15 protein-coding genes and 1 pseudogene are annotated in these 25,300 nt (G+C 70.8%); 4 read left to right on the forward strand and 12 right to left on the reverse strand.

Annotated elements, in window-relative coordinates; translation table 11 throughout:
* Nucleotides 1-553 precede the first annotated feature (553 nt).
* Nucleotides 554-1,615 (forward strand): DUF2776 family protein, encoded by a 1,062-nt coding sequence (locus ACWGJO_RS22930; protein ID WP_452186341.1) that lies wholly within the window; start codon nt 554-556, stop codon nt 1,613-1,615.
* Between the two features lie 282 nt (nt 1,616-1,897).
* Here the strand turns inward: ACWGJO_RS22930 and ACWGJO_RS22935 are convergent, their stop codons facing one another.
* The 3 genes from ACWGJO_RS22935 to ACWGJO_RS22945 all read right to left on the reverse strand — a co-directional run bounded on the left by ACWGJO_RS22935 (nt 1,898) and on the right by ACWGJO_RS22945 (nt 4,573).
* Complete coding sequence (locus tag ACWGJO_RS22935) at nt 1,898-2,737, reverse strand: hypothetical protein (protein WP_452186343.1); 840 nt, start codon at nt 2,735-2,737, stop codon at nt 1,898-1,900.
* Between the two features lie 737 nt (nt 2,738-3,474).
* Nucleotides 3,475-3,603 (reverse strand): hypothetical protein, encoded by a 129-nt coding sequence (locus ACWGJO_RS22940; protein WP_452186345.1) that lies wholly within the window; start codon nt 3,601-3,603, stop codon nt 3,475-3,477.
* A gap of 202 nt (nt 3,604-3,805) precedes the next feature.
* Nucleotides 3,806-4,573: a hypothetical protein gene (locus ACWGJO_RS22945; protein ID WP_452186347.1), complete on the reverse strand. Its 768-nt coding sequence runs from the start codon at nt 4,571-4,573 to the stop codon at nt 3,806-3,808.
* Between the two features lie 814 nt (nt 4,574-5,387).
* Here ACWGJO_RS22945 and ACWGJO_RS22950 point away from each other — a divergent pair.
* A complete protein-coding gene (locus tag ACWGJO_RS22950; RefSeq protein WP_452186403.1) occupies nt 5,388-5,660 on the forward strand; it encodes a hypothetical protein in 273 nt (90 codons plus the stop codon).
* 536 nt (nt 5,661-6,196) lie between these two features.
* On the opposite strand, the gene ACWGJO_RS22955 is transcribed toward ACWGJO_RS22950, so the two are convergent.
* The 3 genes from ACWGJO_RS22955 to ACWGJO_RS22965 all read right to left on the reverse strand — a co-directional run bounded on the left by ACWGJO_RS22955 (nt 6,197) and on the right by ACWGJO_RS22965 (nt 12,407).
* Nucleotides 6,197-7,120, reverse strand: a complete 924-nt coding sequence (locus ACWGJO_RS22955; RefSeq protein ID WP_452186349.1) for a GNAT family N-acetyltransferase — start codon at nt 7,118-7,120, stop codon at nt 6,197-6,199.
* A 350-nt stretch (nt 7,121-7,470) separates the two neighbouring features.
* Nucleotides 7,471-9,423 carry a B12-binding domain-containing radical SAM protein gene (locus ACWGJO_RS22960; protein ID WP_452186351.1) on the reverse strand — a complete coding sequence of 651 codons (1,953 nt, stop codon included), beginning with the start codon at nt 9,421-9,423 and terminating at the stop codon, nt 7,471-7,473.
* Nucleotides 9,424-10,067: 644 nt separating this feature from the next.
* The gene (locus tag ACWGJO_RS22965) at nt 10,068-12,407 is read right to left on the reverse strand and encodes a non-ribosomal peptide synthetase (RefSeq protein WP_452186353.1); all 2,340 of its coding nucleotides are present in this window, start codon (nt 12,405-12,407) and stop codon (nt 10,068-10,070) included.
* Between the two features lie 582 nt (nt 12,408-12,989).
* On the opposite strand from ACWGJO_RS22965, the gene ACWGJO_RS22970 reads away from it, so the two are divergent.
* On the forward strand, nt 12,990-14,195 hold the full coding sequence (locus ACWGJO_RS22970) for a MalY/PatB family protein (protein WP_452186355.1): 1,206 nt from the start codon (nt 12,990-12,992) through the stop codon (nt 14,193-14,195).
* Entirely contained in the window at nt 14,192-15,508 is a 1,317-nt protein-coding gene (locus ACWGJO_RS22975) for a condensation domain-containing protein (RefSeq protein WP_452186357.1), read from the forward strand. Before ACWGJO_RS22970 ends, ACWGJO_RS22975 begins: the two co-directional genes overlap by 4 nt.
* Nucleotides 15,509-15,778: 270 nt before the next feature.
* Here the strand turns inward: ACWGJO_RS22975 and ACWGJO_RS22980 are convergent.
* The 6 genes and pseudogenes from ACWGJO_RS22980 to ACWGJO_RS23005 form a co-directional block, all read right to left on the reverse strand.
* A pseudogene (locus tag ACWGJO_RS22980) lies at nt 15,779-18,439 on the reverse strand (amino acid adenylation domain-containing protein); the annotation flags it as partial.
* Nucleotides 18,440-18,616: 177 nt separating this feature from the next.
* A complete protein-coding gene (locus ACWGJO_RS22985; RefSeq protein WP_452186359.1) occupies nt 18,617-22,054 on the reverse strand; it encodes a non-ribosomal peptide synthetase in 3,438 nt (1,145 codons plus the stop codon).
* 57 nt (nt 22,055-22,111) lie between these two features.
* Nucleotides 22,112-22,864, reverse strand: a complete 753-nt coding sequence (locus ACWGJO_RS22990; RefSeq protein WP_452186361.1) for a thioesterase II family protein — start codon at nt 22,862-22,864, stop codon at nt 22,112-22,114.
* A complete protein-coding gene (locus ACWGJO_RS22995; protein ID WP_053690741.1) occupies nt 22,861-23,076 on the reverse strand; it encodes an MbtH family protein in 216 nt (71 codons plus the stop codon). The genes ACWGJO_RS22990 and ACWGJO_RS22995 overlap by 4 nt, the downstream gene beginning before the upstream one ends.
* A 36-nt stretch (nt 23,077-23,112) precedes the next feature.
* Nucleotides 23,113-24,501, reverse strand: coding sequence for a condensation domain-containing protein (locus ACWGJO_RS23000; RefSeq protein ID WP_452186363.1), 1,389 nt, complete (start codon nt 24,499-24,501; stop codon nt 23,113-23,115).
* 58 nt (nt 24,502-24,559) lie between these two features.
* Nucleotides 24,560-25,225: a 4'-phosphopantetheinyl transferase family protein gene (locus ACWGJO_RS23005; protein WP_452186365.1), complete on the reverse strand. Its 666-nt coding sequence runs from the start codon at nt 25,223-25,225 to the stop codon at nt 24,560-24,562.
* Nucleotides 25,226-25,300: the final 75 nt, after the last annotated feature.

Below are 25,300 nucleotides of genomic sequence, written 5' to 3' on the forward strand. Positions count from 1 at the left end.
CGCACGCTCCCGGGCCGGGCTCTACGGGTTGCCGCTCCCGTGCGTGGGTCCCGCAGGCCGGCCGCGGGGCGGCGGCTGGCGGGCGGGCGCCGCCGGACCGCCGGGGGGCCTGCGGCCGGGCGGCACGGGCAAAGGCGCAGCGGTCATGGGTACCAGCCCACTCCCCCACCACGGCCGGCCGCACAGGGACGAGCGTCCTTGTGTCAGCCACGGTCCTGGTGTGCTTGGTCCAATCAGCGGGATGTGACAGCAGATTGGTCACCTCATGACAGCCAAGGTCCGTGGCGTCTTCAAACAAAAACCGAGTCCAGTGGCCCTTTCCCCTCGATCAGCACGCTGCTGACCATCCAGCTGACACCACCCCACCCACTCACACGCCGTGTCCGCCGACAGCATCGCAGGCCACCGCCGGGGCCCCGCACGGCGGGTGTCGCCGTGAGCCGATCGGACGAAATCCGTGGACACCCGCCGCCGGGGTCCCGGCCGGAGACCCGGCGGGCTGAACACTGGCTGCCGCCCGGAACCGGCGGGCGCGAGGGAACGAGGAGACCTGGTGAACCACGGAATGAGCGTGCTGCTCCGGGCGATTCCGCTGCTCATGGGCGCGGTGTCGGCCGCGCTCGGCGGCTACGTCCTCGCGCACTCCACCGGGCCGAGCGCCCGGGTCGCGGGCCTGACGCTGGTCTTCCTGGCCGCCGTCTGTCTCTGCCTGTTCGCCGTCGCGGCGACCGTCGTGCGGCAACTGATCGGCCGTTTCGGCGCCTTGGACCGGATCGGCTACCCGGCGTTCGGCTTCGCGGTCGCCGGGGCCGCCGTCGGCTACGGGCTGGGCCTGCTGGCGGAGAGCCACCGGCCGGTGGCCGACTTCGTGGCCGGCAGCGTGGTCCTCGGCATCGGCCTGGTCTGCGTGTGCGTCTCGTCGGTGGCCGCGGTCGCCACCCGCTTCACGCTGATCGGGCAGAACGCCGTCCTGCCGGAGGGTTCCCCGCCGCGCTCGCCCGCGCCGTTCGGCCGGTCCGCGGCCCGGGCGCTGGTGGCGGTCCCCGTCCTTGCGGCCGCCGCCGCCTGGGCGTGGGCGATCGTCATGCTGGCCAACGGGGGCGGCGGGGACTCGGACGGGCGCTTCACGGCCGGGCACGTGGTGGTCGACCAGGCGATCGTCTGCACCGCCCTGATCGGGCTGGTGATCACCCTGCTGCGGCAGATCCGGAACACGTACACCCGGCGGGAGCGGGTCTGGTGGCTCGTCCCGGCCGCCGTGCTCGGTGCCATGGACATCACCGGGGGCTTGGTCGTCGTCGCCCTGGACCCCCGGCCCGGTCAACTGGCCACCGGGTACGTGCAGATCGGGCTGGGTCTGCTGTGCTGGACAGTGCTGAGCGCGGTGCTGCTGCTCGCCATCGGCTGGCGCCGTGCCGCGCCGCCGGCCGGCCGCGCCCCGCTGGTCCCGGTCGGCACCACACTGCTGTGCCTGTTCATGTCGGCGTTCCTGTTCGAGTCGGCCGACCCGGACGTGATGGTCGCGGCCCGGGTCCTGGTCGGCCTCGGCGCCGTCTGCTTCTCGCTGTTCGCCGTGGTCTCCGTCCTGGAGGCCGGCGTCGCCGACCGGAACTGACCGGCCCCCACACCCGCCCCCGGCCGAGCCGGAACGAGAAGCAGACCCCCGCCGAGGCCGGTACCGCACCGGACCCCTCCGGTCCGCACACCGGTCCCGGGCCGCGCCGGGACGACGAGGCGTTCACGGCCGCCGAGGCCGAACTCGTCGCCGCCGCCTCGACACCGCTGGTACGCGACCTGCTGTCGAGAACGGCCCGCGACACGCTCTACCGGCACACCACCGCACTGGCCGCCGGCAACACCGCGGTACTACCCACCGCCCGCCGCGACACCGACGGCCTCACTCGCCGCAGCCATGACCGCCCGAGCACTCATGGAGGCGCTCCCGCATCGCGGCCTCCAGGCTCCGGGCACCGGAGGCCGCGTCGCAGGTGCGCAGGTCGTGGTCGGCGTGCAGGGCGCTCAGTCCCCACAGGGCCACGGCAGCCGTCCCGTGCCGGCGGGGTTCGGCCGCCTGGGCGGCCTCCAGTACCCGTTCTCCCGGCCCGGTGGCGGTGCGCAACGACGGACACGACACGCGGTTAATCCACAGAACGGCCACGAGAGACAGCAGGAAGACCGCCAGCGGGACGGGCCAGAGCCCTCGGTGCGGGCTCGTCCATGCCACGGTGGCCAAAGACATGGCGACCGCCGCGCCGCCCAGCGCCGGCGTCCGCCGGTTCACCCGCCACAAGCGTTCGACCAGTTCCTCGTCGTCGGCCAGGCCCCGCGCCGCGAGCCGTGCGCGCAGGGCCTTCGCCTCCGGAGACCGGTCCACCGCCCTGAACAGCGTCTTGAGATCGCCGGTACGCGCGGACCTGAGCGAGCGCACGACCACCGCCTCGAACCCGTCTCCGGCACCGTCCCCGGTCGCCGCACCGGTACCAGCCGCGGCGGGCGTGGTCAGCATGACGTCACCGGAGCGGGCGGCGACCAGCCGGCCGCCCTCGTACATCTGCGCCACGGTCAGATCTCCCACTTTCCCGGCCAGGAAGGCGAGTTCGATCGATTCCAGGTCGAACGCCCGCCCGGCCGCGAGCCGTTCGGCCCGGCGCAGCTTCCGCAACGCGCCGTAGCAGCGCACGGCAGCCACGGCCATCACCGTCCCCGCCCCCGGCAGAAGCACCAGGACCAGCCACATGAGGTCCCCTCTCCCTGTCGGACCAGCTCCAGTCTGTGGCCCGCAAGGGCCGCCGGGCAAGCGACAAGTGCGCTATGCGGTACGGGATTTGACCCTGCTCGGGCACCCATCCGCCCCGCCCGGCGGGCAGGAACGACGGGGCCCGGGGTGGCGGCGGCCCGGCCCGGAAGCCCGACACGAGAACCCAGAAACCGACGGTCCGGAACGGCGGCGGCAGCGCGGCGGCAGCGGGAACGGAGAAGCCGACGGTCGTCCGGCTGCGGTGTCGGTCTTCGCCGCCGAACGAGCCGCCTTCGCGGCCGCCCGCGCGCGGCAGGGCCCGCAGGCGGAGACGCAGACTGCGCGCGTCGACGCGCCGCACCGGGCGCGGGTCGCGGCTGCCGTGCTGGCCTGCGGCCGGGACCTGGACCCCGAGGACGACGAGGAAGGTGGTGAGGACGAGGACCTCGTCATCATCCTCAGCGGACTGGCACTGGTCCACGAACACGGCCCAACCCAGGACGAGGGCCTCGCCCTGAACGCGGTAGGCGCAATCGCCCTCGCGATGCCCCGCACCATCACCATCGGCAACGCCCCGGACGGGCACCTGCCCGAACTCGTCCACCACCTCGACGGGCCGTGGGCACCGGACGACGCGCCGGGGCGTAGCGCTCCCGGTCCGCCGTGGCCCGCAGCATGCTTCGCCGTCCCGCCCTCCCCTGGAGGTTGGAGGGTGAAGTCTCATCTCAGCGGGCTGATCAGGTGCTCAGTGCGGCGGCCACGCGTGCCAGGCGGGTGGGCGGCAGGGCGAAGGCGTTGCCGGGGTTGCGGAAGGAGAGGCCTCCGTCGTTGACCCGGCTGCCGCCGGCAGTGGCGGACCAGTGCACCGGTCCACACTGACCCTGACCTTCAAGAACTGCCATGGCCAGCAGTTCGGGAGCCTCGACGCCGGTGCGAGCGCGCAGCGCGGCTGCCAGACGGTCAACCGCGTCGTCGGAGATCGAACCCCAACACGACCAGCACGGACGCAACGCCGACGTTGCCGTGGGGCCCGCCTCCCGTCCGGACGCCTTGTCGTCCTGCGACGGCTCAGAACGGCGGTTCGATGGCGAGTTGCAGCCGCCGCTCGCGGTCCGCCTCGGTTTCGAGGCCATCAGTGTCATGCCCCCACGTCCGCAGGCCGTCGAGGGCGACGTCCCGATGATCGGATCGGTCGCTCTCCTCCAACAGACGCCGGGCGTGGTCGGCAAGCTCTGCACGGTGCCGTGCCAGCTGAGGATCCTCAACCAGGGAGACGGCCGTGAAGACGGAGGCATGGCGGACCGAATGGTCCTCATCGTCGAGCAGCGGGGCGACAACCCGATGGACGGCAGGCCGCAGGAATCGGAGGGCCGTCTCGTTCGGACCATGCCCGAGCAAGACACCGGCCTGGTTGTTGGCGGAGAGGAAGTAGTGGCCGAGCAAATCGAGGAGGGTCGCGCGCATCGACCGACCGGGGGTGTCCGGGTCAGGGAGGTCAAGCGCCTCGATGGTCCGGGGATCAGCGAGCAGGCCAGCCAGGTACGTGGCCGCCGGCGCAGTGGTGGGCAGTGCCTGCCCACCCTCGGCGTGCAAGGCGCCGCGCAGGCCCCGTTGCGCCTCCCGCCGGACGGCCGGGTCCAGGTGCAGCACGTCCTGCAGGCCGGCCGACACCCAGTGCGGGTCTCCGAATCCGCACTCCAGGCTCGCCCAGTCAGTCTCGCGAATCACGGTTTCGGGATCGGGCAGGTCAGTTGCAAACGCATCGTCGTCCGCCGGCGCTTCGGTGGTTCCAGGCTGCTGGAGCGGCGCGGAGGGCTCGGACGATGCGGCGTTCATGCGCTGGGAGCATAGCCGCAGGGCCAATGGCACAGGAGTCCCGTCCGTCTCATCTGAGTTGGCAGCAGGTGGGGCTGTGACCTGCAGGGACGCCAGGTGGAGCGGAACGGCGTCGGGTGCTGCGCCTCGATGACCTCGGGCAGGCCGCGCAAGTCCAGGCACTCCAGCGCCTGGTCCGCGTCCGCGTCCAGCAGCCACCGCCCATGCCGAGCACAGACCCGCTCCCACCGCTGGCGGTGGCGGGCGCTGGTTCGGGATACGGCGGTCTTCCCGGAGGTGGTGGAGGTCGCCGCCGCGCTGCTGGATCCGGTGATGGCCGAGCTGGTGTGGCAGGACAGCGGGGCCGGGCGGCCTCGGGCGCTGCCGGCGGACGGGGCGTTCTGTCGGCGACTCGGCGAGCGGGTGGGACGGGAATGGTTGGGGCCGCTGGTGGCGGTCGACTTCGGCGGGCCGCTGATCGCCTGGATGGGCACGGTGATCCGCCGGCGCCGCGGGGTGGCTGTGCCGCCCGGGTACCGGGACGGTCTGTGGTGGGTGCACCCGCGTCTCCCACCACGGGTCATCCGGGGCGGAGACCAGCGCGGCCATCAGCTCCCGTTTGGTCGGGGCGGGCAGCACCAGCGGGCCCAAGTCCCTCTCGGCGCGGTCCCGCTCCACCGCGGGCACTCCAGCCGGTCGGGGCCGGCCTTCTCGGTCAGCTCCAGCAGCGAGCACCGCGGCCGCCATCGCCGCCCGCCGCGGCCAGACGTAGCGGAAGCTGTCCCAGGTCGCCACCGCGATCGGCCAGCTCCGCCGCGAACGCGGCCGGCCCACGATCCGTGGCATCGCCCAGCGCGCCGGCGTGTCCGCCACGTTCCTCTACGAGAACACCGAGGCCCGCGCGCTCGTGGCGAACGCGGTCACCGAAAGCCGCAGCCGCCACGACCGCCAGGCCCAGCAGCAGCACGACCAGATCGAGGCGACCTGGCGCGAACGCGCGCTGAACGCCGAGGCCGAACTTGGCCGGCCCCAGAAGAAGGTCCTCGCCCAGAGGCAGCGGATCGGCGAGCTCATTGGAGCCCTCGTCAGACATACCTCAAGGGGGTAACCATGCAGCTCTTTATTGTCCTGTCGCTCGTCTTCCTCTCCGCCTCCGTCTTCGCCAGCGGGTTGGTCGTCCTGAGCCTCACCCGCCCCGACCGGGGCGCGCGCAGTTGCAGCTCACCCCGGCGGCGAGTAGCGGCAACGCCCTGGCCAACCGCCCTCACCGGAAGCGCGCGCCTTCGCAGCGAAGTCCTGCGCGGAGCTGCCTACTCGGCAGGCTCCTCGCTCGTCTCCCTCACTGTCTGGTGGATCCAGCACCACTGACTGAAGCCTCGGCTGGCCGGCCCGGCCACGCCACGGCACTCCTTGCCCTGCCACCGGCAATGCTTCAAGGCCGCGAGCCTTGTTGGGAGACAGGCGGACCGACCTCTGGAATACAGCCCAGTTGGGAGGACACGCCCCGCCAGTCGGCCGGCCGCACCGTGAGCCGGCCTACGCCGTATCCCGGGCCGGGGGTGGGGGCTGGGTTCGGTGGGGCTGGTCTTTGGGCCCGGCCGGCGTCGCGAGGTGGGGGTGTCGCGTCGCCGTCCCGGGTGGGGGTCAGAGTGGCAGGACCAGGCGGTGGTGGCCGGGGTGCCAGGCGTAGCCGAGGGTGGTGTTGAGGGTGGTCATCGCGGTGTTGGCGGCGGCGACCTCGGTGCGGGCGGTGCGCAGGCCGGCCTGGGCGAGGTGGTGGTGGGCGTGGAGTTTGAGGGTGCGGGCGAGGCCGCGGTGGCGCCAGGGGCGGGCGACTGCGGTGTAGGTGAGGTGGCACGTGCGGGGGTCGGGGGTGGCGTGGGCGGCGGTGACGGCGACCAGGCGGTCCTGGTGTTCGGCAAGGTGGATCCAGTCGGGGCGGTGGGCCGCACCGGTGAGGGTCTCGGTGTGCCACTGGTCGTAGTCGGGGAGCGCGTCGGCGTGGCCGGGATTGTCGGGAAGGGTGGCCAGGTAGAGGGCGTGGAGCTGTCGGACGGGGTCGGGGGCGGTGGTGGTGGCGAGCGTGGTGAGTCGGACGCCGGGCGGGGCGGCGGGGAGCGGGCCGGCAGAGGGGTGAAGAGCGGTGGTGGCCGAGCGGATGTGGGCGTCCACGGTGTGGCCGCGGTCGAGGAGGGATGGGAGGAGGTGGAGTCCGCTGTCGGGGAGTTCGCTGAGCAGACGGGCGGCACCGACGGTGCGGGCCCAGCCGGCGAGCGCGTCGACCAGGGCGAGGTGGAGGTCGGGGGAATCGGCCGTGATGTACGAGGCGATGTCGCCGGGCGGGGTCCAGGGAGCGCGCCAGGCGGTGGCGTAACCGACGGCCCGGCCGGCCCGGTCCTCGGCGAGCAGGCGGATCCGGCCATGGCCGATGAGCCTGCCGTCGGGGCCGGCGGTGAGCGCGTCGGTGCTGGGGAGTGCGGCGTCCTCGCCGGCGAGGGCGTCGGTGGTGACGGCGAGGAGCCGGGCCAGCGCTGGGTAGTCGGCGGGAGTGCGGAGCGGGCGGATCATGCGTCACCTTCCGGCCAGGCGGACGAGTTCGGCGCATTCATATCACGTGTGACATTGCATCTGCTGAGGGAATTGCAGGACCCCGTTCGGAGGCCGCCGGGGAGCGCAGCCTCCGCAAGACGGGCCAGCCCGGCGGCCTGGCCCGCGAAGGCCCGCCCGCGCTGTGGGCGTCCACCTGCACGCCCTAGGTAGCGCACAGCGAAACCCTCGGCACCAAAGATCAAACTCACCGAACCCCGGACACCCCCAGCACAAACCCCCACCCCGACCACCCACCACCCCCAAACCTCACTCCGGGTGGGCAGGTCCCGTGAGCCATGTCCGGAGCCTCTGGACACCTTCAGGTGTCGTCATGGTCCGGCGTGGACCTGCTGGGGACTGTCGACAGGAACTGCGGCGGCATCGTTGCGGGCCCCGCCCCAGCGCTTCTCGGTCTCCCTGTGAATGTGCCAGATGTCGTCCTCGGTGAGGAGGACGGAGACGACACCGGGAAAAGCTTCCTCGAAATAAATATAGGGCTTTCGGTTGTCGATGCGCGGGGAGTGGTAGTCGAGTTGGTCCTGCATGCCGTGCTGGCGCGTGACCGGTGTCGCGGGGTGGTAGGTGAGTATGTTCGGGCTGGCCAGATCGATCAGCTTGTCGTCGATGAGACGGCCCACTTCATGGATGGTCTCGTCGATACTGTCCCGCGTCTCACCGTCGAGGCCGAAAAGAACGGAAGTTCCCAGCTGCAGGTCCTGCGCCTTGACGAGGGCCGCAGCTTCCCTGACCTTTTCCCTCCAGGGCTTCCGTTCGTCCCGGCGGATATTCTTGTGAATGTTGTTCATGACTTGCGTCGACATGCTCTCGATGCCGATGTAGATGTAGCTGCATCCGGCATCCTTCATCTTTCGCAGGATTTTTGACGACTCTTCGGCCGAATGCAGCGCGACGAGGGTGTCGACGGTCAGCTGGGCACCCCACTGGAGGCCGCGCAGCCGCTGGACGTCGTCTTCCTCGCGAACGAATCTGCGGTAACGCGGCTCGAGTGAACCGCTCTCGTCCCGGCGGATCCGGCTGAGCTCCTCGCAGAAGTTCTCGATGTCCCGGTACCGGCCGCTCCAGAAGACGGAGTCGTCGAAGAAGAGCGACTCGGCACCGTAGCTGACGTATTCACAGACCCGCTCCGCGGCCGCACCTGTCGCATCGTCCTTGAACCGCTTGAGCCCGGTGCCGAGTTGCGACGACTCGGAGCAGAAATTACATCGGTACGGACAGGCGTTGGACACCATGAAGTGCGCGGTGCGCATCACCTCCCCCGTCCCGGGGCGGGTGAAGATGGGGAATCGGGATCGGATCGCGAATGCCTCGTACGGCGAGGGTAAGGACGCGAGGTCGAGCGTTCGGCCACGGAGCGGAACGGCGTCGAAGGTCTCCCCCGCCGCCAGGACGACGACCGACGTGCCCGGCACGGGACCCTCTTCGGCGAGCAGCCCCTGCAGGCACGCCAGGACCTGGTCACGGTCCACCCAGCGCCGGTCGAGATCGGTGGCAAGGGCGAGGGCCCGCATGAGCAGGTCCACGGCGAAGTAGGCCTCGCCGCCGACGACGGCGTCGACCACTCGGGGAGCCTTGCCCTCCTGAATGACTCTCACCGTGCTGCTGGGTTCGCACACGAGGGCCTGGCCGTCGGGGGTGCAGGTGACGGTCTCGTCCACATGACGGCCTCCGAGTACGACGAAGGCATCCGGGACCTCGTGCTTGACCAGCCTCGCGATTTCGAGCGCGTAGCGGTGCGCGGGTGACACGGAGCTGATGAGCACGACCCTGGGCTGGACCTCGCGCAGCAGCCGCAGCCATCTCGTGCGCGCCGCGTCGTCCCAGACCCGGGGGTCGAACACCGTCTGGTCGGTGTTGGGTGACGTGCCGTAGGCCCGGTATCCGTCGTCACTGGCGCAGAGCCGGTACTCCTTGGACGGGAACCGGGTCCACTCGGGCGCGAGGTCGCTGTAGTGCACGGCGTCCTCCAGCGGGCCGGCGTCCGCCACAGCACGGTGCACGGCAGCGCTCAGCGCCGTGTAGAGACACATCGGGTCGCCCGGATAGGTGATTTCACCCTCGGATTGGGTCATGACGGGCGCCAGTACCGACAGCACAGGGAAATAGCGGGTGTCCGTTCTCGCACTCGCCAGGTCATCCAACAGCCGGCGCCTGCGCGTCAGCCGCCGTTCCCGGAACGCGTCCGGATCGGACCCTTCCCCCGGGCGGTGCATCTGAATGCCGCCGCGCCCCGAATCTATCTTCTGAATAGCGTGCGTGGCCATCGGTCCTCCGGATTCTGGTTCTTCCAGGATCTTGTCCCCGAACACGGACATCGATGACGCAATTACTCCGGCGGGCCATCGATGGACATTTCCGTCCTTCTGTTCTCCCGAAAAACACACATCCCGATCCGTCACAGATTGGGACATTCTCAAAGCCTGGCCGCATTTTTCTTGTGGCGGTCCAGCAGCTCTTCGATCGAGGGCCCACCCGGTACGACCTCGAACTCACCCGTGATCTTACTCGACCTTACTGGGTCGTGTCTTCAGATTTCATGTCCGCATCACTCCTCGGTCATTCACGTACGCGCGCCGGCCAAGGGCTTCGACCGGGGTTTTCCGCGAAACGCGAACCGGCCGACCGAGCCATGCGGTTCCGGGCCCGCATCGAAGAACTCAGCCGGCGGCTCGGCGAACTCGACGCACCCGGACCACCCCGCCTACCGGCAGATCCTCACCGCGCCGGCCGGCCCAGGCGGCCGCGGGCGAGCGACCCGGGCGGCACGACGGCGATGTGGGTGGGAGACCGGCGGGACGGGCTGTGGTGCGACGAGGACTTCGCGGGCCGGTACCCGCGCGACGGACGCCCGGGCATCCGGCCGGCACGGCCGGCCACCGCCGGTGTGCCGCGGTTCCTGCTCGGTCTGTCAGACCGAGCAGGCATCGGCGTTCCCCGCCCCGGGCGGAGCGGCCGTGGCCTGAAGATACGCGGCCAGGCTCTGCAGCGTCGGATGGCGGTGCAGAGCCACCAACGTCAGCTCGGGCACCTGCGCCATACTGCGCATGGCCGTCATCGAGTCGCCGCCCAGGGCGAAGAAGTCGTCGTCACGCCGGATCGCATCGACACCCAGAACGTCCTGCCATGCCGCGGCGATCCGCTTCTCCCACGGACCGCTGGGCTCGGCACCCACGGGCACGGTGCCGCCACGGCGCTCCTCGTGCGGTGAGGGGGCCGTGGGAAGCGACTTGCGGTCCAGCTTCCCGTTGGGACTCAGCGGCATGGCCGGCAGCACGAGCACAGTGCCGGGAACCATGTGCGCCGGGAGGCTGGCCGCGAGGGTCCTGCGGATGTCCTCCGGGTCCAGGACTTCGCCGTCGCGCGGCACGGCATATCCGACCAGGACCGGAACGCCGACGGCATCGGGCTGTGCGGTCACCGCCGCTTCTTTGACCTGAGGATGGTCGCGGAGTACGGACTCGATCTCGGTCAGCTCCACCCGCAGCCCGTGAATCTTCACCTGAAGGTCGGTCCGGCCGATCAGTTCGATCAGTCCGTCGGCACCGAACCTCGCCAGGTCGCCGGTGCGATACAGCCGCTCGTCGGCCACTGTGCCGTACGTCCACTCGATGAACCGCTCGGCGGTGAAGGCGGGCTGGTCCAAGTAGCCGAGCGCGAGGCCGACGCCGGCGAGGTACAACTCGCCTGTTACACCCGGCGGAACGGGTTGAAGTGACTCGTCCAGGATGTAGGTGCGCTGATTGGCCATCGGGCGCCCGTACGGAATGCTCCTCCAGGTGGGGTCGGTGGCCTCGACCTCGAATATCGTCGAATAGATCGAGGCCTCGGTGGCCCCCCCGAGGGAGATGAACCTGGCATCGGGCGCGGCTCCGCGGGCGCGTCCGGGCAGCTTCAGCGGGATCCAGTCCCCGGCGACCATGATCAGCCGCAGTGCGTTCACCGGCGAGGGCCCGCCACCCCCGCCGCGCTCGACATGATCGAGTACCAGTTCCAGCAGCGCCGGTGCGGTGTTCCACACCGTGACGCCGTGGTCCGCCGCCAGTTCGGCCCAGTGCGCCGGATCCTTGGCCCGGCCCGGCGCGGGAAGGACGAGAGTGCCGCCTGCCGCCGTCATCCCGAGGAATTCGTAGACCGACATGTCGAAACTCGGGGATGACAGGCCGAGGACACTGTCGCCGATGCCCACGGCGAAGCGGGAGTTGAGATCCTCGATGTTGTTCGTCACGCCCCGGTGGCGCAGCGCGATCGGCTTCGGCTTTCCGGTGGAACCGGACGTGTGGATCACGTAGCAGAGGTTGTCCGGCCCGGCCTGGGCCTTCGGATCGTGGTCGGGCCGAGCGGACAGGGCGGCGGTCTCGCGGTCCAATAACAGCAGGATTTCCTGCCGTACGGAGTCCTCCCCGGTCAGAGCGGCAGCGAGCTTGCTGTGGCTGATCAGAGCCACGCAGGAAGCACCGGTGATCATGGTGGACACCCTGGCCTGCGGATAGCCGGGGTCGAGTGGCACATAGGCCCCGCCGGCCTTGAGTACCGCGAGCATCGAGATCAGCAGATCGGGCGAGTGCTCGAGGTAGAGGCCGACGCGGTCGTCGGGGCCGACGCCCAGGTCCCTCAGATGATGTGCCAGCCGGTTCGCCGCGGCGTTGATCTCCTGGAACGTCAGCCGGGTCGCTCCTTGGATCACGGCGACGGCCTCGGGGGACCGCGCAGCCCGCTCCTCGAACGCCTCGTGCAGACAGCTTTCCTCGCGGGGCAGCCGGACAGCGGTGTCGTTCCATTCCACGAGGATCCGGTGCACCTCGGGCCCGGTGAGAAGCACGAGATCCGCCAGCGCCTGGTCCGGACGGTTCGCGCCGTCCTCGAGCAGGTTCTGGAAGTGGGCGAGCAGCTGCTCGCCGGTCGCCGTTTCGAAGAGTCGCTCGTCGAAGTGGAGAGCGGCCGACCGGGACGCCGCCCCGGCCGCGGGCAGCACGAGCTCGACCTCGTACGGCCGATCGCCCTCGCCGGCCCGATCCGCACCGAAACGTACGCCGATGCGCGCGGGCTCCTTCCCGGGGGCCGCCGCGGTACCGGCCGCACCGGTCAGTCCGCGGAGCGTGCTCTCCCCGGTGACGGAGCAGCGGAGCAGCGAGTCCTCACCTCCTTCGCGGCGCACGTGGAACTCGACCTGGTTCTGGCCGGAATACCGGTACAGCAGCGCGGCGAAGCCGGCGAGCAGCACACTCTCCGGGGCGGTCGCACAGGACACCGCCACATCCCTGACGGCGCCGGCGTAAAGGCCGGGAATGTCTCGGCGTACTACCCCCGTGCAACGGGGTGCGTCGACGCCACGCGGCCGGTCCGCAGGGATTTGGGCAGCATGGGAGGGCAATTCCTGTCTCCTGTCACAGATTCTCGACATCGCAGATGTAATTCGACTGTGAATATCGGATGGGCGCATGTGCGCACCGACTGCCGGGCCAGGAGGCTCCAAGCTTTGCGAGCGACCAGCCTCAGCGTCCAATCCGGGCTGAGGAAGGCGCTGTTGGCGACAGTATCGGCGGGTTGCGAACGCCGCAATGTGGCCGACGTCACACGTTCGCGGCCGAAGGCTGCCGTATAACCTTGTGTGCTCCCGTCATTGGGCAACCATGAAGTTCTCGGGGAACTCCCGTGTGGCCCAACAGGGTTATGGGGATGCGACTGGAGGGCCGGGGGGCCCGCAGGGGGTCTGCCGGGCGATCGGTTTCCTGTCGCAGGCTTTCCGTACCGGCCTCCTCTCCGTCGTGCGGCACCGCACCGGCATTGGTCCGCACAACGCTGTGCCATCGAACCAACACGGAACAGGACTATGAAGGCCGACACTTCGTCAACTGCTCTCGACTCCCTCGAACTGAGCCGCCTGTCACAGCGGGACGGGGAGAAGTGGGCCACCGCGGGCGACGGCATGCTGGCCTCCTGGGTCGCGGACATGGACTTTCCGACCGCACCCGCGATACGCCAGGCCCTGCTGCGCCGCGCCGACGGCGATCTCGGCTACCCCCCATGGTTCGACGAGAGCCGCGGCGGCCCGCTCGGCGAGGTGTTCGCCGAGCGGACGCGGCACCGGTACGGCCACAGGCCCGATCCCGCGCACGTCCGGCTGTTCACGGACATCAACCAGGCGATGCTCGCGACGCTCCAGGTCGCCACCGACCCCGGCGATGCGGTACTTCTGCACACCCCCGCTTGCCCGCCGTTCGTCGATGTCATCGAGAGGATCGGCCGCAGGGCGCTGACCGTTCCGCTCCAGGAGGGCGAGGGCGGGTGGGAGTTCGATCCCGCGCTCATGGAGCGGACCGCGGCGGACGAGGGCTCGGGGCGCTGCCGTGTGCTCTTCCTCGTCAACCCCCACAACCCCACCGGCCGGGTGTTCCGCCGTGACGAGCTGGAGTCACTCGCGGAACTCGTGCTCAGGTTCGACCTGTTGGTGATCTCCGACGAGGTGCACGCGGATCTGACCCATGCCCCGCACCGGCACATTCCCTTCGCCTCGCTCAGCCCGGAAATCGCTGCCCGCACGGTCACCCTCACCTCGGGGAGCAAGGCATTCAACCTCGCCGGGATCCGCTGCGCGCTGGCACACATAGGACCGCAGGCCGTACGGGATGCCGTCGACGCCCGGCGCGGGCTGCTTTTCGGCCAAGTGGGAGTGCTCGCGGTCGAGGCCCTGAAGGCCGCCTGGACCTCGGGCGATGCCTGGCTGGACGACGTGCTGGCCATCTTGGACCGGAACCGGCGGCTGCTGGCCGAGCGGCTCCCGGAGAGGATCCGATGTCGGACTCCGGAGGCCACTTTCCTTGCCTGGCTCGACTGCCGGCAGCTGGGGATCGGTCCGGACCCCATGCCCTTCTTCCGCGACGAGGCCAAGGTGCTCCTCTTCTCCGGTCCGGCCTTCGGAGCCGGCGGCGATGGATTCGTACGGCTCAATTTCGGCACGTCCCCGCAGGTCCTGGAAGAGACCCTGGAACGCATGAGCGCCGCGTTGCGACGGCACGGACAAGGAGCTTTCCTGTGACTGACCACGCGACGGTGCGGGTTCAGCCGGCCTCCGCCCTGGAGATGCAGCTCTGGCTCGGTGACCAGATCGACCCGGCGAGCCGCGCCGGCTGGATCCTCGCCCAGGTCCGCGTCCACGGCCCGCTCGATCTCCCCGCCCTCGACGCAGCGCTGTCGGCCGTGGCGCGCCGCCAGGAGGCGCTGCGCACCGCCTTCGTCTTCGAGCACGAGCAGGTGGTCCGCAAGGTCCTCGCGGAGCCGGTCGCGGAGCCGCTGCTGCGCCTCGGGCCCGGCACCGGCTTCGAGGAGGCTGCCGCCACCCTGCTGAGCGCCGACACCTTCGATCTCGCCGCGGGCCGCGTCTACAGGGCCGCGGTCGCCCCGGACGCACAGGGCGCCACCGTCTTCCTGGCGGTCCATCACATCGCTTTCGACGGCCTCTCCCAGGAGGTGTTCGCCGCCGATCTGGCGTGCGCCTACGCACGGGCCGTCGACGGCGTCGCGACCGATCTGCCCGTGCTGGAACGAGCGGAGCCCGCAGAACTCACGCCGGCGCGGCACGCCGAACTCACCGCACACTGGCGGGCCCTGCTGACCGGGGCGGCCGACCTGCCCACCCCGGACGGCAGCCCGGCGCCGAACCAGCACGAGCTCGCTGCAGGTGGGTCGGCCGAGCTCCGAACCACCTGTCCGCCCAGCACCTGGCAGGCGGTGCGCGACCAGGCCAGGCGCAGCGCCTGCTCACCGTTCGCGGTGCTGCTGGCCGCGTACGGCCGGGCTCTGGCCGAGATCACCGGCGGCTCCGACTTCTGCGTCGGCACACCGGTGGCCACCCGCTCGGCCGGGCAGGCGGACGAGCTCGGTTGCCTGATCGACATCCTGCCGGTGCGGATGCCCGAGCTGTCCGCACCCGGGGTGGTCGAGCGGGTCTGGGCTGCCGTGCGGGAGAGCATCCTGGGCTCCGCGCTGCCCCGTTACGAAATCGTCCGGGCCGTGCAGACGGTCCCCGGTGGTCGGATGCCCGTCTACCAGGTGCTGTTCGCCTTCGAGAACTGGCGGCGCGTCGAGCATTCGGCCGGTCCGGTGAGGATGCACACCGTTCCGGTGCCGCCGGTCGGCGCGGTCGCCGAGGTTCAGCTCCAGGTGTGCGAACTGCCCGACGGGACCCTGAAATGCGTCGTCCAGGCGCCGCTGACCGGTTCCTGGCCGCAACGGCTCCCTGATCTGCTGCGCGCCTTCGGCAGCCGACTCGCCGAAATCGCCCCGCCGGCCACGACGTCGGCCGCGCCTCGCTCTTTCTCCTCGGAAGCTCCCGCACGACCGCCGCGTTGATGTGCCTGCCGTACGCCGGTCAGGGAGCCGGGGTCCACCGTCCCCGGCAGCTTCCAGGGGTCCGCCGTGCCGCGAGCCGCTCCCGTCCGGGTGCCCGGACGGGAGGGGCGGTTCAGCAGGGGCAGGACTGTCCGCCGGCCTGGGCGTTGCCGGGATCGCCGCTGGTCCCGAAGGGGACCGCGACGGATCCAACGGCCCGGCGGACGTGTTCGGAGTCCCTCGGCCCGGCGGCCCGGCCCCTCGGTTGCCGTGTCGGCCGAAGCGCAAGGGTCATGCGTCGAGCGGGAACGGGGCTCCGTCGGGTCCATGGGCCAGCAGTTCGGCGAAGGCGGCCACGGTCGGGGCCTTGAACAGGCCGGGGACGGTCACTCCGACACCCAGCGCCTCACGGATCCGGGCCACCAGGCGGATCGCGTCGAACGAGTTGCCGCCCAGGCGGAAGAAGTCGTCATGGATCCCCATGTCGGGTGCGGCAAGCACGTCGGCGAACAGGGAGCGGAGCAGCGCCTCGGTCGTGTCGCGCGGAGCGGCCGGTCTCCCGGTCGGTCGGTGCCGGGGCGCGGGCAGTGCCGCCCGGTCGAGCTTGCCGTTGGCCGTCAGGGGAAGCGCGTCGACGATCACGAAGTGGTCCGGAACCATCTGCGGCGGGAGCCGGAGCTCCGCTTCTCGCCGCACGTCCTCGACATACAGATCCGGGGACGACCAACCCGACCCGCGGTGCGCCGGTGCGGCACTGTCCCCGCCACCGGGGGCCGGCTGCCCGCCGCGGACCGCGTAGAAGGTGACCAGACCGGTCTCCGCGAGCATCGCCGGCCCATCGACGGTGACCCGGTACCCCCGCCCCTCCAGTTGGCCCCGGATCCAGTCGATCCGGCCCGGGGTGTTGTGCGCTTCGACGACCAGCTGGCGGACCAGGTTCCAGTGCTCCTCACGAAGCCCCAGAAGCACCGCGTGTTCGCTCTTCTCCGCATCGATCTTGAGCAGGTCGATCCGTTCCACACCGGTCTCGTCGATGACGTCCGACAGCGTGCGCAGCTCGCAGGTCACGTCGGTGTGTTGCAGCCGCTCCGTGAGCAGACTGTCGAGATCCGCCGCACCGCTGTGCGGAAGGGCTTCGCGCATCGGCTGCTCGTTGCGGACGAAGGCCTCCAGGACACCGCGCTCCTCGGCGATGTCACCGAATCGCCCCGACATTATCGAAAGTTGCGGATAGTAGGTGAACGACGCCGTACCCGCCTCTTCGGCGAGGCCGCACGGGAACAGCCTGGCGTCGACTCCGTGCAGCCGGGTGTTGAGTTCGAGCATGCGGAACAGCTGCGGAATCGGCTCGAACGCATGGACCACGCTGCCGGGACGGGAGCGGGCCACCGCGAGCGAGAAGAACCCGATGTGCGCGCCCACGTCGAAGACGCAGGCCCCGGTGTCGGGCAGCGTGATCCCGTGCCGCAGGTACTCGCCCTCTTCGAAGATCTCGCGGTACAGGAAGTCCGCCTCCGACCGGTTGGGCGCGACGACGGCCATGCCGTTCGGTAGCGTCTGCAGGTCCTTCCGGTCGAGGAGCCCGGCTTCTTCGAGGCGGCACAGGTTCCGCAGCGCGGCGGCCTCGACGGGGTCGGGTACGAGGTAGGCGGTCAGCCGCGTCCCGCCGGCCTCGTCGGGCCTCGCGGCCACCACCGCGTCGGCGACCGCGGTGTGCCGGGCCAACGTCGCTTCGATCTCGCCGAGTTCGATGCGCACGCCTCCCACCTTGACCTGGTGGTCGTCGCGGCCCAGGTAGTGCAGGACCCCGTCGGGGTCCCGCCGGGCGAGATCCCCGGTTCGGTACATCCGGCTGCCTTCGGGGCCGTAGGGATCGGGGACGAATCGCTCTGCCGTCAGCCCCGGCCGGTTGACGTACCCCCGGGCCAGCTGGACACCCGAGATGTAGAGCTCGCCGACCGCACCGGGCGCGGCCTGGTTCAGCTGCTCGTCCAGAACGTACAGCCGGGTGTTCCGCACCGGGGCCCCGATCGGCACCGGGCCGGGTGGGTCGCCGGGGCCGCAGCGCCAGTGGGACACGTCCACCGCGGCCTCGGTGGGCCCGTAGAGGTTGTGCAGTTCGGCGTCCAGGAGGCGGAAGAACCGTGACCGCAGATCGGCCGAGAGCGCCTCGCCGCTCGCGAACACCCGGCGCAGCGAATCACATCGGGCCGCCGTCGGCCCTTCGAGGAAGTGACGCAGCATGGACGGGACGAAATGCACGGTCGTGATCCGCTCCGCCCGGATCAACTCGGCGATCCGGTTGGGGTCCCGGTGCTCGTCCGGCCCGGCCAGGACGAGGCGCGCGCCGACGCACAGCGGCCAGAAGAACTCCCACACGGAGACGTCGAATCCGGCGGGGGTCTTCTGCAGGACGTGGTCGTCGTGGCCCAGCGGATACTCCGCCTGCATCCAGCGCAGGCGGTTGACGATGGCCTCGTGGGACACGGCCACCCCCTTGGGCCGGCCGGTGGATCCCGAGGTGAAGATGACGTAGGCGGTGCTCGACGGGTGCGGCGAGGGCCACCCGGTCTCGTCCGCCCCGGGCGCGCCCTCCTCCGACATCCGCCGGACGTCCTCGCTGTCGAGCATCAGCACGGGCCGTGCGTCCTCGGTCATCTCCCGTACACGCTCGGCGGGCAGCAGCGGATCGACCGGAAGGTACGCGGCCCCGGCCCTGTGCACCGCGTAGAGGGCGACCAGCAGTTCCACGGATCGCGGCACCGCGACCGCCACGACCGTTTCGGGCCCCGCCCCCTTGGCCATGAGCGACCGCGCCAGTCGGCCGGCCCTGGCATCCAGCTCGGCGTACGTGAGGGATGCATCGGCGCCGACGAGCGCGACGGCGTCGGGGGTGCGGGCCACCTGGGCCGCGAACAGCTCGGGCAGCGTCTCTGCCGCCATGTCGTGAGCCGCGGTGTCGCTCATGACGTCACTTCCCATCGTTGTCGAACTGACCGCCGGACCGGGACAGGCACCGACGAGGCCGAGAAGGATTCGTCGCCCCGCGGCGGAGGCGCAGGGGCGTATGGCTCGCCGGGGACTCGGCTCTCGCCGTTCCGCGACCGCCACGGCTCGGAAGTACGGATGTCAGGCCGCCCGGCGCAGTGCCTCGATGTGCGCGGCCAGCGTCTCGACGGTCGGCGCGTCGACCAGGGCGCGCACCGGGATGTCCAGCTCGAGCTCGGCCCGCAGTCGGCTGACGACCGCCAGCAGGGAGAACGAGTCCCCGCCGGCCTCGAAGAAGTTGGCCCGCACGTCCACCTCGGCGAACCCGAGCACCTCCGCCCAGGCCGCCGCGACGGTGCGCTCCGTCTGCGTGCTCGGCGGTGTCACGGCCGTCGGAAGCACGGGAACCGGCTCGGGTCGGGGCAGCCGCTGGCGGTCCACCTTGCCGGTCGGGGAGAGCGGCATGGCCTCGAGCCACATGAAGACGGCCGGCTGCATGACGATGGGCAGCTTCGGGGCGAGGTGGGCACGGAGCGCGGCCTCGTCGAGCCCGCTGCCCGGTGTCCTGACCACGTGGGCGACCAGCCGCTGGTCGGGCTCCAGGACCATCACGGCGTTCGCCACCTCCGGGTGACCGCGCAGCACCGATTCGATCTCCTCCAGCTCGACCCGCACGCCGCGGATCTTGACCTGGTTGTCGACCCGGCCCAGGAACTCCATCTCCCCGTTGGGCAGGCGGCGCACCAGGTCGCCCGTGCGGTAGAGGCGTCGGTCGGACCGGGCCGGGTCCGGGGCGAACCGGTCGGCGGTCAGGGCGGGCTGGTTGCGGTAGCCGCGAGCGACGCCGTCACCGCCGATCCAGAGCTCGCCGGGCACGCCGATGGGCTGCGGGTTCCCCCAGCGGTCGACCACCGCGCAGGAGGCGTTGGCGATCAGCTCACCCAGCGGCATGGAGCTGCGCTCCAGCGGCTCGTCGCCCATCCGGCCGACCAGGGCCGCGCCCGCGGTCTCCGTCGGCCCGTACTCGTTCCAGATCTCGCACCCGGCGGAGACGACCGCACGGGTCCGCGCCACCAGGTCGGCGTCCAGGTTCTCGCCGCCCATGGACACGTGCCGCAGGGTCGGCATGTCGAGGCCGGCGTCGGTGATGCCGCGCATCTGGGTCGGCGTCAGGTACAGCATGTGGATCGACTGCTCGTTGATGAACCGGGCGGTGGCCCGGCCGTCGGCCTTGACCTCGCGGGGCAGCATGACCAGGCAGGCGCCTGCGGTCAGTGCGTGGAACATCTGCTCGACAGACCAGTCGAAGTGGTAGGAGAGGTTGTGCACCACCCGGGTGCCGGGCCCGATCGGACGGATGTCCTGGGCCCACTGGATCCACGGGGTGATCGCGGTGTGCGGCAGGCCGACGCCCTTGGGCCGGCCGGTGGTCCCGGACGTGTACATCAGGTACACCAGCTGCGAGGGGTGCAGCGCGGACCCCGGGACGCCGACCTGCGGGCCGTCCTGCGCGCCGTCCTGCGCGCCGTCCTGCGCGGTGCTCACCACGTCCACGCTCTCCAGGACGGCCGTCGGCAGCTGGTCCCGCAGTTCCGGGGTGGTGACCAGGATCTTCATCCCGCTGTCCGCGACGGCGTACGACATCCGGTCGACGGGGGCGAGCGGATCGATCGGCACGTAGGCGGCACCGGACTTCAGGATGCCGAGGATGCCGACGATGAGGTCCACCGACGGGTCCGCGCACAGGCCGACCAGATCGTCGGTGCCGATGCCGCGCACCGTCAACTCGTCGGCCAACCGGGATGCTCTGCGGTCGAGTTCGTGGTAGCTGACCCGCTCGTCGCCGCTCTCCACCGCGTCCGCGCCCGGGGTCCTGAGCGCCTGCGCCTCGAACAGCCGGTGCAGGAAGAGGTCCGTGGGGTAAGGACCGCAGCGGGCGGTGGACCACTCCTCGAGCTGACGACGCTCCTCCTCGGGAAGGATGGTGAGCTCGGAGAGGCGCTTGGCGGGAGCGGCCACCGCGTCGGCCGCGAGCACGGCCAGGTGGTCGAGGATGCGCCAGGCCTTGTCCTCGAGGAACAGGTCGGTGTTGTAGTCGACCGCGAGGCGGTAGGTGAATTCGGTCTCGACGACCCGGAACACCAGGTCGAACTTGACCGCCTTCAGGTTCAGGCCCAACTCGACGTCGTTGACGGTGATCCCGGCCAGCTCCGGCGCCGGGACCGCGTGCTGGTACGCCAGCATGACCCGGAACGGCCCCTGCCGGGAGGAACGGTCGGTCGAGACCGCGTTGACCACCCGCTCGTAGGGGACGTCCTGGTGGGCGAAGGCCTCCAGGACCCTGCCCCGGACCCGGCCGAGCAGCTCGGCCAGCGTCGGGTCGCCGGACAGGTCGCTGCGCACGGCGAGGGTGTTGAGGAAGCACCCGAGCATGGACTCGAGCTCCGGCAGATCACGGTTGGCGCTGGGGATGCCGACCACGATGTCCGTCTGGCCGCTGTACCGGCTGAGCAGCACGTTGAGCAGCGTGAACATGGTCATGAACGGAGTGGCGTTGTGCTCCCTGGACAGCTCGCGGATCCTGCGCGACACCGCTCGGGGCAGCTCGATGTCCACCGACGCCCCCTGGCTCGTGCCGGTCTCCCGGGGCGGCAGGTCGGTCGGAAGGTCCAGCACGGGGAGCGGGCCGCGCAGTCGGTCCTTCCAGTGGTCCAGTTGGCGTTCGAGCGTGGTCCCGGTGACCGTGCGCCGCTGCCAGGCGGCGTAGTCGGCGTACTGCACCGGCGGCTTCACGGCCGCCGGGATCCCGCCGTCGGCGGCGGCGGCGTAGAGCTCCAGCAGCTCGGCCATGGCGAGTTCGAAGGAGTACACGTCGGTGATGATGTGGTGCAGGTTGATGAGCAGGACGTGCCAGTCCTCGTCCAGCCGGTACAGCTCGACCCGGAGCAGCGGCCCCCGCTCCACGTCGAACGGCCGCTGGGCGGAGTCGAGGAGCAGGTCGGCCAGGACCTGCTCCTGCTTCTCCTCCGGCTCGTCCCGGAGGTCGGCCACGGTCAGCGGCAATGCGGCCTCGGCCTGAATCACCTGCTCGGGGATGCCGTCGACCGCCTCGATGGTGGTACGGAAGACCTCGTGCCGGTCGACCAGCGCCTGGACGGCCTGCCCCAGGGCCGTGATGTCGAGCGGGCCCACGAGCTCGTGCGCCATCGGGATGTTGTAGCGGGAGCTCGGACCCTGGATGTGCTCGTCGACCCACAGCCGCTGCTGGGTGAACGAGGTGGGCGCGTGGAAGACCTCGCCCGAGCGCCCGTCGAACGGCTCGATGGTCTGTTCCGCCCCGGGCTCCGTCTCCCGCATCGCCTCGATGGCCGCGGTCAGCTCGGCGAGGGTCTGTGCGTCGAAGAGCACGCTGAGCGGAATCCGGATGCCCAGTTCCTCGCGCAGCCGGCTGATCGCCCTGGCGCCTTTCAGTGAGTTTCCGCCCAACGCGAAGAAGTTGGCGTCAGGACCGGATATCTCGGTGTGCAGGACAGCCGTCCACACATCCGAGACGACGTCCATCACGGACCGCTGCGACATGTCGTTCCACCTAAATCCGTCGATCGAGAGGATGGGTTGTTTCGAAGGGCTTCGGGGTCAGTGAACGTTCTGCCGGGGCACCGCGGCGAGCCGCCCGGCGATCTCGGCGAGCACGGCCGGACGGGCGGAGTGCAGGAAGAAGTGGCCGCCGGGAAACATCCGCAGGTCGAAGCCGCCGGCTGTGAGCTCGCCCCAGCGCGGCATCGCCGCGATGCCCGCGGGATCGTCCTCGGTCCCGCCGAACGCCGTGACCGGGCAGGTCAGCAGCGGCCCGCCGGTGAACCGGTAGGTCTCGATCACCGCGAGGTCGGCCCGGATCACCGGGAGCATCAGGCGCATCAGTTCCGGGTCCGCCAGAACCGCTTCCGGTGTCGCGGACCAGGAGCGCAGTTTCCCGATCAGCTCCTTCTCCGGACCGGCGTGGTACGCGGTCTCCTCCCGGGCTTGGGGCGGTACGCACCCCGAGACGAACAGCCGGGTGGGTGAGCCGATCTCCATCCGCTGCAGGGTGCGGGTGAGGCTCCAGGCCACCAGGGCGCCCATGCTGTGCCCGAAGAAGGCGAACGGACGGTCCAGGTGCTGGATGACCGAGGGCACCAGGACGTTGAGCACCGCGCCCATCCGGTCGAACAGTGGGGCGCCCAACTGGTCTTCTCTGCCCGGAAGTTGTACCGACCACGGCTCGATGTCGGCGGGCAGGGCGGCGGCCCAGTCGCGGAACACCGAGGCACCGCCGCCGGCGTACGGGAAGCAGAACAGCCGCGTGGCCGCCTGTGGCCGCTCGGCGAGCGGCCTGACCGTCACCCTCATCGGCCGGTCCCGCCCGCCATCTCCCGGCGCAGGGTCAGCGGACGCATGTCCGTCCACACCTCGTCGACGTGCGCGAGACAGGCCTCCTTCGAGCCCCGCTCGCCCGTCTCCCGCCAGCCGGCGGGCAGCTCGCGGCCCTGCGGCCAGATGGAGTACTGCTCCTCGGAGTTGATCACCACGACATAGCCGTCGTCGTCACGCTGTCCGTCCATGGGCCCTTCCTTTCGGTGAGATGGCGCGATACCGGCTCAGGCGTTCGGCGTCCCGGGCCGGGAGGCTCGCAGGGCCCCCAGCCGGCGACGGCCGGCGGGTACGGTCCGCGCCGCCCGCCTGGCCCGCGCCAGCGGCTCCGCCAGGGCGGCCAGCGGGACCGTCACGTCCTCGACGACCGTCCGCAGGACAGCCAGAAAGGCCGACCGGACCTCCTCGGCCTCGGACTTCGCCAGCCGTCGGGAGTTGTAGTTGAGCCGCAGACCGAGCCGGTCGCCGTCCGGCTTGCCGAACAGGCAGAGGTCGAGCTGCGAGGTCTGCCGGGCCGGGGGCAGGAAGTCCGCGAACTGGAAGGAGGTCGAGAAGACCGGGTTCCGGCCGGGTCGGGATTCCGCATCGAGCTTCTCGAGCAGCAGGGTGAACGGATAACGGCTGTGCGCGTAGGCGCCGATGCTCACGGCCCTGGTCCGGCGCACGACCTCCTCGAAGGGGTCCTCGCCCGACATCCGCACCCGGACGGAGAGCGGGTTGACGAAACTGCCGAACATGCCGTTCGACTCCTTGGTGTCCCGGCCGGAGAACGGGACGCAGACCACGATGTCGTCGTCGGCGCTGATGTCTCGCAACGCGACCGCGTAGACGCTGAGCAACAGGATGTGCGGCGTGACGCGCAGCTTCTTGACCAGTGCCGCCAGCCCTGCGGCCGTGTCGGCCTCGACGTCGAACTCCAGCGTCTCGTTCACCACCGCGTCGGCGGGCGCGTCGTAGTCCCCGATGCGCAGCCGCGGCAGCGGGGCGGCCAGCTGGTCGAGCCAGTACACCTCCATGGCCTTGCTCTGGTCGCTCGCCAGCCACTCCCGCCGACCCCGTACGAAGGCGTCGTAGGTCGTCGGGAGCGGGGGCAGCTGCGGCTGTCCACCCGCGGCGAAGGCTCGGTAGCAGAGCAGCAGTTCGCGTATGAGGATGCCCATGCTGGTGCCGTCCGCGATGATGTGGTGCACGTTCACGTGGAGGCAGTGGTGGTCGGCGGCCAGCTTGAACACCTTGAGCCGCACCGGCGGGGTGGCGAGTTCGTCGAAGGGGGTCGCGTTCTCGGCCCGGACGCGCCGATTCAGTTCGGCCGTCGGATCGGCCTCGCCGGTCAGGTCGACGAGCGGTACGTCCAGGTCGAACTCGGGCAGGACACGCTGGCGCGGACCCTCCGGAGTGTCCCGGAAGGACAGCCGCAGCGCTTGGTGCCGGTCCATCAGGAAGGCCGCGGCACGGCGCACGGCGACGATGTCCACCGCCTCGTACACGTGCTGCCAGTACGGAAGGTTGGATTCCTCCCGGCCCTCGTCCAGCTGATGCTGGAGCCACAACCCCCTTTGGCCGTTCCACAGTTCGAACCAGGCCCTGTCACCCTCGAAATCCTCGGGGTCTTCCACTTGGCCAGCCAATCCTCAGATCAATGGTTTACGAAATGCCGGGACCGACGCGACCGGTTCAGGAAGTGCACGGCCGACCCGGAACGGCGCTCGCGGCCTGGACCAGCCCGTCCGCCACCCGCCACCGCCCCTCGAAGAAGACCGGGCCGGCCCCGTCGGCCGTCGCCTCCGAAGCCAACAGCCGGGCGGTGAAGGTCCCGTTCTCCGGGTCGAGGACGACTTCGGCGTCGGCGAAGTCGAGCACGGTGCCGCCCAGGGGGTACCACGCCTTGTAGACGCTCTCCTTGACGGCGAAGAGCAGCATGCCCCAGTGCACCTCCGCGTCCCGGCGGAGGAGTTCCGCGAGGTGGCGCCGTTCGGCTTGCGACGTGATCAGGCGCAGGCCCCCGTCGGGCAGCGGCTGGTGGACCTCCGCGTCGATGCCGAGGGAGTGGTATGCCCCGGCCCGGGCGACCACGGCCGCCCGGTAGCCCGAGCAGTGGGTCATGCTGCCGACCACGCCGCGCGGCCACCGCGGTGCCCCCGCCGCGCCCCGGAGTATCGGGGCCGGGGGGATGCCGAGCCGGCCGAGGGCGGTTCGGGCGCAGTGCCTGACGGTGGCGAACTCGCGGCGCCTGGCGACCGGTGACCGGGCGACCGCCTCGGCCTCCCCCGGCTGCAGCGGGACGTCGGGCAGATCACCGTACGCCTCCTCGACCTCCACGCCGGGCGGCAGGAGGGTCATCACGAGGCGGCCCCGTCGAGTTCGGCCATCACGGCGTCCACCGCTCCCGGGGCGGGTACGTCGACGGCGTCACGC

Source organism: Kitasatospora sp. NPDC054795, assembly GCF_053611565.1.